The sequence below is a fragment of the Butyrivibrio sp. CB08 genome (assembly GCF_003625485.1).
In the GTDB taxonomy this organism is placed as follows: Bacteria; Bacillota; Clostridia; order Lachnospirales; family Lachnospiraceae; genus Butyrivibrio.
In genome coordinates, this window is the sequence record NZ_RAIR01000007.1 from 74,001 (window position 1) to 88,429 (window position 14,429).

Genomic DNA, 14,429 nt, shown 5'->3' on the forward strand with positions numbered 1-14,429 from the left:
AGTGCGGCTATAGAGATTGCAATAAATATGAACTTTAAACTTCTTTTACCCATCAAAGCTCTTCTTTTCCTGAATCAATCTCTTTATGCCTCTGAAGCATATTAAGCTGCATTTCAAAATCTCTTCTGTTGTTAATTGCCAAAGTCGAAAGTATTATTCCAGCAAACATACTCTGTACAGCTGCCATCATTACAAAGCAGCACACAATGAGTGTTGGAATCCTTGGCACAAGATGTGTAGCCCAGTATTCCTGAAGTATGGGAATAAAGAAAATGATAGAAATAATAGCCAGTACAGCAGCCACAATACTAAAGAACCCAAATGGCTTGTAGCTTCTGTAAAGCCTAGCGATAGTCTTTAATACCTTAAATCCATCAGCGTAGGTGTTCAGCTTGGACACTGAACCCTCTGGTCTGTCTCTATAATCAATGACCACATTGTCGATCTGCATATTGTTGTAGACAGCATGAATGGTCATCTCTGTCTCAATCTCAAAGCCCTTTGACAGAATAGGAAAAGTCTTAACAAACTCATAGCTGAAAGCCCTGAATCCTGTCATGATATCCCTGATATTGCATCCAAAAAGCCTGTTGATGCTACCTCTAACCAGGTTGTTTCCAAAATTATGGAATGGTCTCTTATTTTCCTGATAGTAAGTAGAAGACAACCTGTCCCCTACAACCATATCCGCATTGTGATTAAGGACAAGATCAACCATCTCTGCAGCTGACTCCATAGGATAAGTGTCATCGCCGTCTACCATGACATACACCAGAGCATCTATCTCACGAAACATCCTTCTGATAACATTGCCCTTGCCCTGCATGTACTCATTTCTGACAATTGCACCTGCCTCTTTGGCAACCTCCGCAGTTCTGTCTTTTGAATTGTTGTTATAGACATAAACGGTCGCTTCTGGAAGCGCCGCTATAGCATCTCTTACAACTTTTCCTATGGTTTTTTCCTCATTGTAACAAGGAATTAAGACCGCAATCTTATCCAAAATGTTTCCTCCATTTACCTAATATCCTCTCACTCCCGCCAGCAAAAGCCACGATGAATATTGGTGAAAAGATATATAAATAGCGCGCTCTTGACTCAAATAATGACAGGAACACAAACACCCCTATCAATACCATTTTGATCAACAGCTCTCCGTCTTTGTCATTGCTTCCGCCAAATACGATACACAGCACCAGAACTGTAAGCCACAGTCCCTGCAAGATGCACTCAAGATATGGGTATAAAGCACCATCTATCCAAAAAATACTCTTTAAAAATGGCGATAGGATCTTATCCCTGTCAGGATACACTGTGGAATAAAATCCACCCTCAACTCCATTGGCAAATGTACCATCATGATAGTTGACCAGTGCTTTTCTTGCCTCAAACCTGATGATCCCGAAAGGAAGCATTGCTTTGATCCTGCTCTTTGCCTTGCTCAGATCATTCTCGTACCTGTCCTTGTACAAAGAGATATACGCAGTTTCATCGGAATCCGGGTAATTAAAGGTTCCTGCTTCACTGTCATTAAATCCCATTTTCAGATAATGAGTAACAGGGCAGGCCAGTTCCTTATCAAGAACAACCCCGCAAGCTGTATAGGTTGAGGTGTACAACATATTTGAAAGATAGTACATCACTACCAAAATTGCCAAAGATATTACTACTCTTAGCGAAGTCCTGACCTTCTCATCACGAAAGCTTCTCAGTGCACTAATAATTTCTGTAATGACCACCGCTATAAGAACAATCCCTGCAGTAGCCTTAAGCTTATATGCTACAAATCCAACGAAACAGATAAGTCCGCCAAAAAGAACTGCAAAAACAGGATTCTTGACATCCTTTTTTAGTTTCAGATACATCCATACGATCAGTATTGGTAATACCAGCGCCAAAGAATCTGTATAAGCAATCAGCACCCATGGTGATAGCATGATCAGTCCCAGATAGAAAACATATCCCAGAATTGCCGCTCTCCTGCCTGCAGGATAGAGCATATGAATAGCATCATATACAAGCAGTGCTGAAACGGCAGATACCAGACAGTTTATAAGCACCAGCACATACATTGCATGCTCTAATTCTGTAATTCCAAAGGATATACACAATTTGAAAATGCCATATTCGTAGCAATGGATAAGAATATTATTTGTATAAAATGAATAATACCACTCCGGTACATCAATAATCCCATTCAAGGCAGCATTCCAGGCCTTATCTGTCACCTGTCCTGCGTCCCATCCTGTCTTAAAATAACAAAAATAAGTCCCAACACATAATATAAGACAAATTATCAAAGTCACTATTGGAACAGAGAATCTTATTTTATTTGCCAGCGCAATTATAACGCAGGCAAATATTACCCCGAGAGTTAACAAAACAAAGTTCGGAAGCAAAAACTCTTTCCTTACCCAGTCTGGTATTGGAAGGGTATTAAAAAAGAATACCACTACAGCAATCCAGATAAAGCAAATGCAGAATAGAATATTTATTGTTTTATTTATTATCCTATTTATCATCTTATAGCTCTTGAATTATGAATTATTAGCCCTTTTGATTGTTTGAGTAACATCATAAATAACATAGAACAATATCAATAAATTAGTGGCTGCAGCCCAATGATACTGATCCACTCGGTTTATTCCATACAACGAATAAAAGTATGTTACACAGACTAGGGTTTCTACTATGCCAGCAAGAACTACTTTCTTTTTTGAAAAAATCATGTAATACAAAAATAAAAAGCCTGTATATAGAGCAATATATCTCTCATGAAGAGCTGGAAGAAACATTCCGCAAACTCCAGTGCTAACCAAGAAAAGTCCAAGAATTATCTGATTATTTAATTTATAGCCTCTTTCAAACAACCATAAAGCCAACATAAACAGAATAACTGCAGTTGTAACCATTCCCCATGTAAAGAAATCATCTTTCGCAAGATTAGGGAAGAACCTGTAGATATTCATAAGGTTCATTGAAAGCTGACCAAACTCATTGGCCTGATTTAAATAAATCCTATAGACACTAGCTGCAGGCCTGCCTGCTATGATAGCGGGAAGTCCTCCGATCAAATACCACATTGGGATATAGAGGAACTTCAATATGGAAAATTTCTTATTGCACAGATATACAAGCGCCAATACCGGCAGTACCATAAGAGCCTGCTGTTTGAAAATAAAAGCAATTCCAAACATGTTCATTGCCAGAGTATATTTCTCACACAGCATGAAATAAGCACAGAACATGATAAAGGCCGCATAGATATAATCACACTGTCCCCAAAAAGCGCCGTTCATAACAATCTCAGGAGATAGCATAAACAAAGCAAATACTGCAGCTGCCCACTTTGGATTCTTACCTGATTCCTTGAGCAGTTTCCACGCTATCAACGCTGCTCCAACAGCAAAAAGCATTTCTGATATTACAGAAATAGCCTTAACTGCCCCAAGCCACTTGGAAGGATCCAAATAAGTGATAAGGGCAAGAACTGTCATATATGGAATGTAATAAGTTCCAAGATGATCAATAGCAAGTCCCTTAAGTCCGGTATTCTGATCCAGTGTGTCCATCCATGGATATAAGTACCCGTCATAATCAGGACTCACCATATACCAGCCCTTACTTCTGGCTGCCAGGCCACCAAATAAACCAACAAGTATTACTATTACCCAAAAGTATTTGACTATAAAATCAACTATTTTCTTCTCAACGCTGGTCATTATTTGATTCCATCCTCTTCGTTGTTTTTGTTACCAATCTTCATTCTCTCATGTCCGCCAAGCTTATTAGCTGCGTCCTGATCACCGCGAAGAATAGCGTTTATGATCTGCATTCTGAATCCGGCATCAATGAAGTCACAGTGCTTACAGAATGGATAGTTCTGTCTGCCCTCAGCAATCTGCCTTCTTACCTGCTGGAACTTCTCAGAGCCCCATGCCTCCTTGAGAGTCATCTTGGTAAGATCACCAAAATCAGTGACCTCAAAGTTATCGCAGCAGCAAAGTCCCATCTTGCCATTTGGCATGATCCACATATCTGTGAAAGGAAGAAGACATGTCTCCTTGATAACCTTCTCAGTCTCCTGCTTGTTAGGAGCACTTCCTGCCCTGTTTGTAAGAACCTCCTGAAGGTATCTCATCTGGATCTGAATGTCCAGATCCTTGAACTCCTCAGGATGAGCCTTAACATAATCGTATATTTCCTGAATATTCTTATGGAGCTTCATCTCCATTGAATAGTTGTTGATGATAAGCTGATTGATATATGGTGCTACTTCCTTAACCTTGTCGATGGTCAGGATAAGTCCATTAGTTGACATGAAGATAAAGCTCTCTGGAAGCTTCTCCCTGGCATATTTATGTCTCTCCACGATCTTAGTATCAAGCAGTGGCTCATTGTTGCCATAGAGTGTAAGATGGCCCTTATATCCCCAGTCAGCAAGCTGATCAATGATGTTTCTGTAAAGATCATCATCGATTGTAGCAAGAGGTCTCTTCTCTGCATGTACGTTAGCAGTACAGAATGCACAGGTTGAATTACATCTGTTGATGGTCTCGATGTTTACAACGTTGGGCATTGGTACTTCTTTTGCATTTAAGAAATAATCGCAGTAAGCCTTCTGTGACTTGCTCCTTGTGACAAACTGAAGTTTAAGATAAGCATTACTTGCAAGCATTGGGAAATGTTTTCTCGCAAACCATCCAAACTTTCCCATAAAACTATTAACTCTTATTGGCATAACAAAACTCTCCTTTTATTCTGTAGCAGGATTAGAATTCCTCTGATATAGATAATATGTCTGGTCAAAGTGATAGAAAGCAAGGCGATCTTCCATAACAAGATCATATCTGTCTCCTATGCCCTCCGCTTCAATATTGCTGGTGACGACGAAGTCTGCTTCTCCCGAGTGAAGGTACTGTTTCTGATATTCAAGTACCTCATCCATGTTCAGAGTCTGGGTCTGGAAATAATAACATATAGGTTCCACATCCAGAACCGTATATAATCCCACATCAAATGTAAACTCGGTGATGATTCCAGGGTCTTCCACGCCAGAGGCAAGGATATAATCCCTGAACTTAAACAGATACAGGTCCTCCTCTTTCAGATACATTGATTTAACATTTACCGATGTAAACCAAGTGATCAGAAATGTGGCGATAAGTGAAAACGCCACTAAAACCCTGCCTGTTTTTTCACCCAATAGTCTTTCTATTATATAACAAAATGGAATAAAACCAAAGATTACAAATCCATTCATAGGAAATGGGTAGTAAAGAAGGCTCACTCCTCCAATAAAGAGAACAAACACCAGGAAAAACAGCATCATTCCAAGGTTAAAGAGCTCTGAAAGCTTAAGGGTGATAATTACAGGGCTCTCCTTGATATCTTTGCCCTTTACTGCAGTTCTCACTGCTGCCACAGTAAAATACACCATTCCGATAAAGATCAGTAGGAAAACCAGCTCATTTCCAGTGGCATGGTTTTTCACTATCTCGTACATTCTTACAAGTCTCTCTCCCATTGGAAGCTTCTTGGAATACTCAAAGACATTTTTGTAGATATATACATGAACCCAGTCATATATCGCCTTGTTTACTCCAAAGTATATGAGCCATGGGATAGTTGCCAGTCCCATTCCTCCAAGGAATACAAAACAGCTCACAAAGGCTTTTTTCACTTCCTTTACTGCAAGATCAGCAAAGAAAACAAAAGCCATCCAGCCAAAATAAAATCCAAGGGATGAGAACTTGATATTCAAAACGCATCCCGCCAGGAGTCCACCAAAGAGTACTGTCCTGTACTCCATAGGCCTTGGATAATACTCCCTGTACTGTCTTACAGACAGATACATTCCCCACATCAAAAATGGGAAAAGAAACTCCTCTGCGCTTCCACCCCACCAGAAATCCCAGGATGCATAGATCACGGCACCTGTTATGGAAGTGATGATATAGGGCATAGCTTCGGACTTCAAAAACAGCTGATAGATCTTAAACACAGCAAGAAGTGAAAAGAAGGCAGCTATCACCTCCATAATGTAGACACCAATGAAAGTAGTTGGTGATATCAGAGATCCCAGTCCATAGATGAAATACAGCATTATCCCCTTCTGATCAAAGAGGTCCCTGTAGGGAACAAATCCCCTGAAGATACATTTTCCCACAGTAAAATAGCTGTTTGCATCATCCCAGATATTGAACACGTACAGGAAAGATGATCTGCTGCAGACAGTTATCGCCAAAATGGCCGACAACAGGCACCATATTTTATTGTTTTTTAAATGCTTTAATACCTGCATTCTTAATAAATCTCCAAATATAAGTTATGGCTCCATTTACTGTCATGGAAACCAGACTGTGAATAACGGACACCAAAAGAAGTGAAGGAACTACCGGATACAACCCATGAACATATTGCTCTATCACATTTCCAACGATAGGGTCCAGCAAATATATTCCAAAGGTAAGTGATCCTACTGCGATAATAGCTTTCTTAGTGCCGTCCTTTGCTTCATGCACAGTGAAAGTATACTTTACGATCAGGAACAGGCTTATGGCGATCAGGAAATCAAATCCATGAAATACATTGTCAAAGCCAGCTATCCAGGTCAGAAATCCTTCAAGAGCAATGGTTCCAAAGAAAAGCAGAGTCAGCAGTCTGATGCCCTTTCCCTTTAGAGCCTCAATATTTACTTTTTTATCTATTCCATATCCCACAAGGGGATAAAAAATACAATCCACTATAACCAGCGCCGGATTAAACTCCTCCGCAAGATACATGTTGCTGCCTGTGATCAGGTTTGCAGCCATAAACAGCATTGGGAGTACACCAGTTATCACTATTCGAAGTGCTATTAGGTAGTTAATAAGCTTAATATCTATATTACTGGAAATAAATGATAAGAATGGAAGAATCAGCAGCAGTCCCAAATACGCATACAGATACCAGTATGAGCCTGCGCCATCAACATCTGCAGCAGCAAAGGTCCTGATAAATCCAGGAAAATATAAACTTCCTGTGGTTACAATCTTAACTGCTATACTGAAAACCAGTAATATCAAAAAGAATCTCAAGGTCTTCTTTAGAACTGATCCTATCTGATGCTCCCTGCCCAGCAGGAGAGATCCTGAGATCAAAAAGAAAACAGGCACTCCTATCTTCACCACCATTGTAACTATGAGATGCAGTACCACTATCAGAGACAATTCTCCCTTTTCATGGTCAAAACAAGCGATGTAGCCTGGAGTGTGATTGAGTACCACAAGAAAACAGGCAATTATCCTGAGCATATCTATGTAGCAAAGTCTCTCTTTTTTTGTCCCGCTCACTCTTTACTCCTTAATCATTCATCCAAAAACTCATCCAGATCATAGACTGTGTTGATCTTGCCAGACAGCACGCTGATAAAGGTAGGCCCCTTGCTGCTTACCACTATGGACGTTGGCCTTGAATCGTCAACTTCACTGCTCTTTAATATTGGTTTCATGGAAAAGAGCGAACTGTCATATGTATAGCTGTACTGTGGAAGCAGATACTTATCTGCCAGATGGCTCATGTACTCCCAGGCACTTTCCGGTCTTGCAGGGCACTCATTACAGTTGCACAACTGCGAAGGCGAACACTTCTGCCCATTCTGGCAGCTAAAAGATGGCAGCTTATCATAGCTCGTCACATGGGGCGTAAAAGTAACCGATGTCAGTGAATGAAAGCCAGTCTTGCCAAAGGGCATTATGGAAAAGAATGGTCCATCCATTACAGTAAAGCCATAGTCCCTGAGGTCATCTGAAGGCTTACACAAAATGATCTCGCAAAGCTCATACTTGATCTTGAAAGCTTCAAAACTGTCATCAGAATCGCCTTCTACCAGCCCCAGCACCTGATTACAGGACGCGTAGGTGGCATTTAGAACAAAGTCAGAAGCAGCGCACTTCTCAGCCTTGTCTTCAGACATTTCAGAATAGTAATATGCCTCATAAGCATCAGCGCTTTTCCTGATCCTCTGCAGCCTCGCTCCGTATACAACAGTTACATTCTTCATGTCAGAAATCCTGTCCACAAAGAAGTCTCTAAGTATATGTGCATCATAGGTGTCTTCCTCGGTGAGGAACGCACCATCTACTGTTCCATCCTTGAAAAAAGAAGCCTGATGTTCCTGTCTGCAGTAGATCCCTGCAGCCCTGCAGAACTCCATAAACTGCTCTCCGTTAGTCCAGGAAAACTGAGAGCTTGTGGCATAGATCTGCTTGAACTTATCTAAGATTGAAAAACCATAATCCTCATGAAATCTTCTGTAATACCCGGCGGATTTCATAGCCGTAGATAGAGACCTTGGATAATGATATCCCATGTGGACTCTGGCCTGATTGATATATGTGGCCCTCTTAAATGGCGCATCATCATATTCAAGGACCAGAACCTTATCTCCTCGCCTTCCGCAGTGCTCAGCGGCATAAAGGCCATAGAGCCCGGCTCCGATTATGATCCTGTCATATTTTTCTATAGCATTTCCTGTCATATCAGTACCTGTTGCAGAGGTCAATAACAAGTGAAACCTCTTCGTCAGTCATCTCAGGGAAAAGAGGAAGGGTTGCACAGTGCTCTGCAAGCCTCTCAGCGTTTGGACAGTCACCTTTCTTGTAGCCAAGGTCAGCATAGGCCTGCTGCAGGTGGCAAGGCACAGGATAATGCCTGTTGCACTCTACATCATGCTCAGCCATGTACTTAAGGAAGTCCTCAGGATCCGGAACCTGAACCTCAAACAGATGGAATACCGGTTTGGTGTTCTCAGGATGAGCCTGAAGAACGAACTTGTCGTTCTTTATCTCAGACATATATCTCTTACCAATCCTTGTACGGGCCTCGGTCCACTTATCAAGATACTTAAGGCTCACGGAGAGAACTGCTCCCTGGATTCCTTCAAGTCTCATGTTGTATCCGATTCTCTCGTGATAGTACCTTACGCGGCATCCCTGATTTTTAAGAACATTGATGGTATCAATATACTCCTCGTTGTCAGATGTGCAGGCGCCGCCTTCTCCAAAGGCATAGAGGTTCTTGCCTGGGTAAAAAGAAAAGCATCCGATATCGCCAAGCCCCCCAACACGCTTACCTTCAAACTTAGCGCCGTGGGCCTGAGCGCAGTCCTCAACCACAAAAAGCCTGTGTTTATCAGCAATCTCTTTTACTGCCTTAAAATCAAAGGGCTGGCCATAGAGGTGAACTCCAATGATCCCCTTTGTTTTATCTGTGATCTTCTCTTCAATCCTTGATGGGTCAATCTCCCAGGTGTCAGCTGTACAGTCCACAAAAACCGGTGTTGCTCCGGCGTGAGTAACTCCCCAAGCGGTTGCAATATATGTGTTGGCAGGAACGATAACTTCGTCCCCAGGGCCAACTCCAAGAGCAATCATAGCTGCCTGAAGAGCTGTGGTTCCGTTGTTTACACCAGTGCAGCACTTAACGCCGCAGTAGTCTGCAAACTCCTTATCAAATTCATCCGCAAATCTTCCGCCTGAAAAAGCTGTCTCCTCACAGACCTTCTCAATAGCTGCCATATATTCAGCTTTATGCTTCTGGTAATCTCTTGTAAGATCAATTCTTTTAAGCTTCATCTGTTATTGCTCCGATCTTCTCTGGCAAACTCTTTCCTGAGCCTGTTTATGTTCCTTAAGTAGTTCTTAACAGTCTTAGGGATATTGACTGTAGTGTCGTAGTCCTCAGTCCACTTAATTGGCATGTCATAAATCTTCATGCCATCCCTTTCTGCCCGAAGCAGAAACTCTATCATGTAAAACCATCCATTATCGTTGCTACACTCAGATACGAGCCTTAAAGCTTCAGGTCTTCTGACAAATGTAAATCCGCAGATGGCGTCAGTGCTCTTCATCTTAAATACTGACTTAAGGAGTATCAAAAGCCCCTTGGATGTTACTTTTCTGTACCATTTCCTGCCTGTGACGTCAGACTCTCGGGCAAATCTTGAGGCGTTCACATAGACAATGTCTTTCTGATCCTCAAAGGTGGTGAGCATGGTCTTAAGGTAATCAATATCTGTTGAAAGATCGATATCCATATATCCCACGATATCGGAAGATGTGGCCTCTACGCCTGCTCTGAAGGCGATACCCACACCTCTCTCCTCAAGTCTTATGAACCTGACCTTAAGATACTCTTCGTCGAGGGTTGCAAACTCTTCTACAAGGGTCCTTGCTATATCCGGCGTATCATCGTCAGAACCATTATCCACAATCGTAAGAGAGAAGGCAGCTCGTCCGCCAAAAAACTCTTTGTTCTCTAAAATATAATCTGTTGTTCTCCTGATCCCGCGTTCCAACCTTAAATGCTCATTGAGCACCGGAAACAGTATATCTATCGTTGTCATCTGACTTAATTCCCCGCTATCTTCTCAATATCCTCTATGAGGTATCTCTGCTGCTTGAACACAAGGTTAACCAATACTGACAGGTACTTAAGTATTATGGTCAAAAGAGAAAATACCCCAACGAAAGCCATGGACAGGAATCCCATTATTGAAACCCACCCAGACTCCAGCTGCTCATCCATGAGATACGAATGGATCACATAGATCACCACGATAATAGCTACAGCAAAGAACAATACACTTATGGTCAGAGATATCTTTTCCATGACGTTGGTGAAATAGATAAAGCTGTCTATTGCAAGCTCAGATCTCTGCTTCTTAACTGAATGCAGGCTTCCTCCACCAAGTGTGCTGCTGTAGGTGATACCAGACACCTTAAGGCCGCTGTTCATGTATACAGCCTTGCGGTATGGGATATAAACTCCCATAGCCTTAACCCTGTTTACAGCTCTCCTTGAAAGGAGCCTAAAGGTCTCGTTGCCAATGGGGTTCTGAGTCCTGCTAAATCTGTTGTAAATTCCATAAAAGATCTTTGAAGAGAGCTTGATGCCTGTATTGGAGGAAACAGATATTACATCTGCTCCCTTAAGGCACTCTTCAAAAGCCTGTTCGATAACACTGCCATCATAGTCAACCAGCATATCGTCAAACTCAAAGACAAAATCTCCGATAGCCATGTCCCTTCCGGCATTCATGGAAGGCTCCAGTCCCTGCCTTGTGGCAAGTCTTGCAATACTTACCATGTATTTCTTTTGGTTCTCTTTAAGGTAATGCCTGGCTGTTTCAAGAGAATTATCTGTGGAAGCATCATTGACCAGGATGAGCTCGCATTTGTCAAAGAGCTCTTCACACTTACCCATAACTGTCTCAATGAAGCTCTCGATATTCTTTTCCTGATTGCACATATATGCAACTACTGACACAAATTTCTTGTACTTTGCCATCAGGTGCAAATTTCCTTTCTATTTTGCCTTTCCAAAAGGAATGGCACTTAGTATAACCTTGATCCCATATGCTGCATAAGGAATCCAGTATATGTAATATCTCATGGTATAGCGGGATGAACCCTCCCAGAATTCATGGAACATTATTCCGCCAAATATCAGAATAAGCACCAGCATCTCCTGCCAGGAAACATCCCGTCCCCTGAGGATTCCAAAGAGATATACTGCCACTCCAATATAGCAGACTGGCATAAACACATTCATGATCCATATGAGCAGAGGGCACCCTTTATCAGAGCCAAAAACCAGGTACTCTCTTAAGGGAGATGTTATATCAACATGCCTGCTTACAAGATCCAGATCATGGGTGGAAATACATACTGAGTCCGCCCATTGGGTAGTAAACTTTCTTACAAAAAACTTGGCCCCATGAAGAGGTCTGTCAACAAACGTCTTTAAAGTCTCCTGTATGTTCTTTTTTGCAGCTATTGCTGTAGCCTCAGTATCGTATCCATTTTCTGAAAACACATCATAGTTGTATCTGTTATACCAGCCGTCTTCCAGTTCGCTCTCCTGAAGCCCCATAGCAATATGCGACCAGGATGGTGATCCATCCGGAATGGCAGAAAGACCAGTCAGATTACAGTAATATGCATTAACGGCATTTTTTGAACCAAAAGTCAGCACCAGAAACAACGCAGCCAATACCAGTCTGCTAAACAAGCGTCTCCAGTCAAAGCGGTTTATTACGCTTCCAAGGAGAGCCATAACAAGTGCGATCAGCGCTATCTCACAGTTTGGCTTTATCAGAATGGCTACTGTTATACTTACTGCAGAGACAATGGCATATCTTGCCTTGTCACGCTTCACATACAGTATCATCATGTAAAGAGCCAGGGTCTGAGGCGCCATACTGATGATATCGCCATAAATATATGTAACGAAGTTGTAAAAAAACAATGCCCCGCAGGATATAACTGCCATGATCCCACAAACAACCTTATCTTCAAACAACTCCCAGGTTATCTGATACAGAAGGTATATGGTTATTATGATCGATATCAGCTGAACAATATCCCATGCAAAATAATTGCTCTCACCAAACAGGAAGTGCATTATCTGTCCAAATCCAACATACCCAAGCTGGAAAGGCCAGGTAAAAAGGTATCCGCCGGCTTCAGTCAAAGATGAATAGTCTCCAGCCATAAACTGATTGATAACGTCATCCAGCATCTTTGAATCATTGACAGCCTGCGGAACAATAACAATTATCAGCATAAGACAGTAAGCTGCAATTATACCCAAAGCTATGGCAATCAGCATTTTGCTCCGTTCAAAAATGCGATTCTTAAAAAACAACCAAAGAAGGCAAAACACCGCCAATACCAAAATGAATAGTAATGGAATGTTTTCTTTTCCATACTTGGGCCAGTCATTCTCACAGTGCATGTCATAGTAAATCGTCGTCACACTGCTGACCGCCAGCACAACCAGCGAAGCAATGAACAGGCATAGCACAATTATGTAATTAAATATGTCTCTTGCCTTATTCACCCTTGCTCCTGTTTATCATAACCACAGTGTCCTTATTGTAATAAGTTGCTGTCGCAGTATTAACCCACTCATCCTTATTGGTTGTGACATCCCAATAGAATAGCATCTCTGGATGTACAGAATACTCCATAAGTTCTGCATCCCTGATACTGTCATCCCGCAGAATACCAAGACGTTCTGTGTTCTCTTGTTTATAAGTCGCTGCGGTGCCATCTAACAGGGCAAAAAGAGCTGACGTGCCGCTATAATAGTCATGCTCTGGAATCACGTTAAGAGCTGATCCAAAGATAAGAAATCCGAGGCATACAGCGATGACAAAAGATGCCCTTACAGAAAGTGTTGCATCATCAGATGCTCTTTCTGTTAATTGTTGTCTTGCCCATACAGTCAGATAAAACAGCGTAAGTACAGCCATAACAACAAATTCCATCCAGCCAAGAGCCTTAAGCCTTCCGGCGCCTATATTTCCTACTGCAAAAAATGGTGGTGTCATATTGGATGAAACAAGCAGAAATGAAAAGAGTACAAACATAAAAGGATGCTCAAATCTCGCCTTAAGTCCACCAGCCATTGTCCAAAAAACAGGCACTAATAGTATAAGTGCTACCCACAGTTCCCATCTGGACATATCAGTGATCATCATGTCGAAGGTTGAGTAAAGCGACAACAGAACTGATTTCACAGCACTGATATGTTCTGTTTCTGCGCCTCTTACCAGGTTTCCTGGTGTAAAACAGGAACATGCAAAGCCAATCAGATTAGCCACCGCAGGAATCCAAATATTCTTCCAGGAGGTCTCCTGTTTAAACACACCTCTTTTTACCATGAAGCATATAAACAGAATCAGCACTGAAATAATAGCAAGTTCAAGCGCAGTAAGATAATTGGCTCCTCCCATCCAGAATCCCCAGAAGGTTGCCCAGATAAGCTTCCTCTTCCTGGTCCTGGCATCCTCATCATATACAGCCCTCATAAGGAGTCCCAACCAGAAGAATCCCATACCAAAAGTAAATGTATAGTTTATTGCACCACTATACCAATAAAAGGCCTCAACTCTAAGGCCTTCCCTTGGAAGACTCTGAACCATAAGTATCAGAGTGATCATGGCTACTATGTGAGTAAGATCCTTGTCCAACTTCCAGACCCTGACAAAAAGCGCATCAAAGAAATACAAAACACCAAATGTCAGCATTCCAAGCATAATAAACGGAGTTAAGAAATAAAGGCTCTCACTAAAGGCGCTTGGACAAACATTAGTCAGGATTATCGAGAAAAAATATCCCTCATACTGTGAATACACTAGCCACGCCTTCTGAAGGGATGCAACCACTGCACTAAATACGCTCCCTGTTTCTACAAAAGCCTGATGAGTCTGAAGTGCCATGGAAAAATCATCTGCTGATGGGAAGTCAAAGAAACCCAGAATCAGCATCGGAACTAACATCAGTACGTACACTGCGGTTAACAGTATGCTCAGATGCCTCTTATTAAACTGATATTTCCATTTTGGTAATTCGTAACTAAACATCTAAAACAATTTCTCC

Annotated in this window: 12 protein-coding genes; all 12 read right to left on the minus strand. The window is 41.8% G+C overall.

The window, feature by feature from the left end; all coding sequences use genetic code 11:
- Positions 1-52: 52 nt before the first annotated feature.
- On the minus strand, positions 53-1,003 hold the full coding sequence (locus tag D6855_RS12430; protein WP_120741570.1) for a glycosyltransferase family 2 protein: 951 nt from the start codon (positions 1,001-1,003) through the stop codon (positions 53-55).
- Positions 996-2,228 carry a hypothetical protein gene (locus tag D6855_RS12435; protein ID WP_120741572.1) on the minus strand — a complete coding sequence of 411 codons (1,233 nt, stop codon included), beginning with the start codon at positions 2,226-2,228 and terminating at the stop codon, positions 996-998. The genes D6855_RS12430 and D6855_RS12435 overlap by 8 nt, the downstream gene beginning before the upstream one ends.
- 309 nt (positions 2,229-2,537) lie before the next feature.
- Positions 2,538-3,722 carry a hypothetical protein gene (locus D6855_RS12440; protein WP_120741575.1) on the minus strand — a complete coding sequence of 395 codons (1,185 nt, stop codon included), beginning with the start codon at positions 3,720-3,722 and terminating at the stop codon, positions 2,538-2,540.
- Positions 3,722-4,741: a radical SAM/SPASM domain-containing protein gene (locus D6855_RS12445; protein WP_120741577.1), complete on the minus strand. Its 1,020-nt coding sequence runs from the start codon at positions 4,739-4,741 to the stop codon at positions 3,722-3,724. Before D6855_RS12445 ends, D6855_RS12440 begins: the two co-directional genes overlap by 1 nt.
- 15 nt (positions 4,742-4,756) lie before the next feature.
- Positions 4,757-6,304, minus strand: a complete 1,548-nt coding sequence (locus D6855_RS12450) for a hypothetical protein (RefSeq protein WP_120741579.1) — start codon at positions 6,302-6,304, stop codon at positions 4,757-4,759.
- Entirely contained in the window at positions 6,273-7,334 is a 1,062-nt protein-coding gene (locus D6855_RS12455; protein WP_120741581.1) for an acyltransferase family protein, read from the minus strand. The genes D6855_RS12450 and D6855_RS12455 overlap by 32 nt, the downstream gene beginning before the upstream one ends.
- Before the next feature lie 14 nt (positions 7,335-7,348).
- Positions 7,349-8,521, minus strand: coding sequence for an FAD-dependent oxidoreductase (locus tag D6855_RS12460; RefSeq protein WP_120741583.1), 1,173 nt, complete (start codon positions 8,519-8,521; stop codon positions 7,349-7,351).
- Position 8,522: 1 nt separating this feature from the next.
- Positions 8,523-9,617 (minus strand): DegT/DnrJ/EryC1/StrS family aminotransferase, encoded by a 1,095-nt coding sequence (locus D6855_RS12465; RefSeq protein WP_120741585.1) that lies wholly within the window; start codon positions 9,615-9,617, stop codon positions 8,523-8,525.
- Positions 9,614-10,387 (minus strand): glycosyltransferase, encoded by a 774-nt coding sequence (locus D6855_RS12470; RefSeq protein ID WP_120741587.1) that lies wholly within the window; start codon positions 10,385-10,387, stop codon positions 9,614-9,616. Before D6855_RS12470 ends, D6855_RS12465 begins: the two co-directional genes overlap by 4 nt.
- A gap of 5 nt (positions 10,388-10,392) precedes the next feature.
- On the minus strand, positions 10,393-11,331 hold the full coding sequence (locus tag D6855_RS12475; protein ID WP_120741589.1) for a glycosyltransferase: 939 nt from the start codon (positions 11,329-11,331) through the stop codon (positions 10,393-10,395).
- 18 nt (positions 11,332-11,349) lie between these two features.
- Positions 11,350-12,885, minus strand: coding sequence for a glycosyltransferase family 39 protein (locus D6855_RS12480; RefSeq protein ID WP_120741591.1), 1,536 nt, complete (start codon positions 12,883-12,885; stop codon positions 11,350-11,352).
- On the minus strand, positions 12,878-14,413 hold the full coding sequence (locus tag D6855_RS12485) for a DUF6056 family protein (protein ID WP_158589523.1): 1,536 nt from the start codon (positions 14,411-14,413) through the stop codon (positions 12,878-12,880). The genes D6855_RS12480 and D6855_RS12485 overlap by 8 nt, the downstream gene beginning before the upstream one ends.
- Positions 14,414-14,429 lie beyond the last annotated feature (16 nt).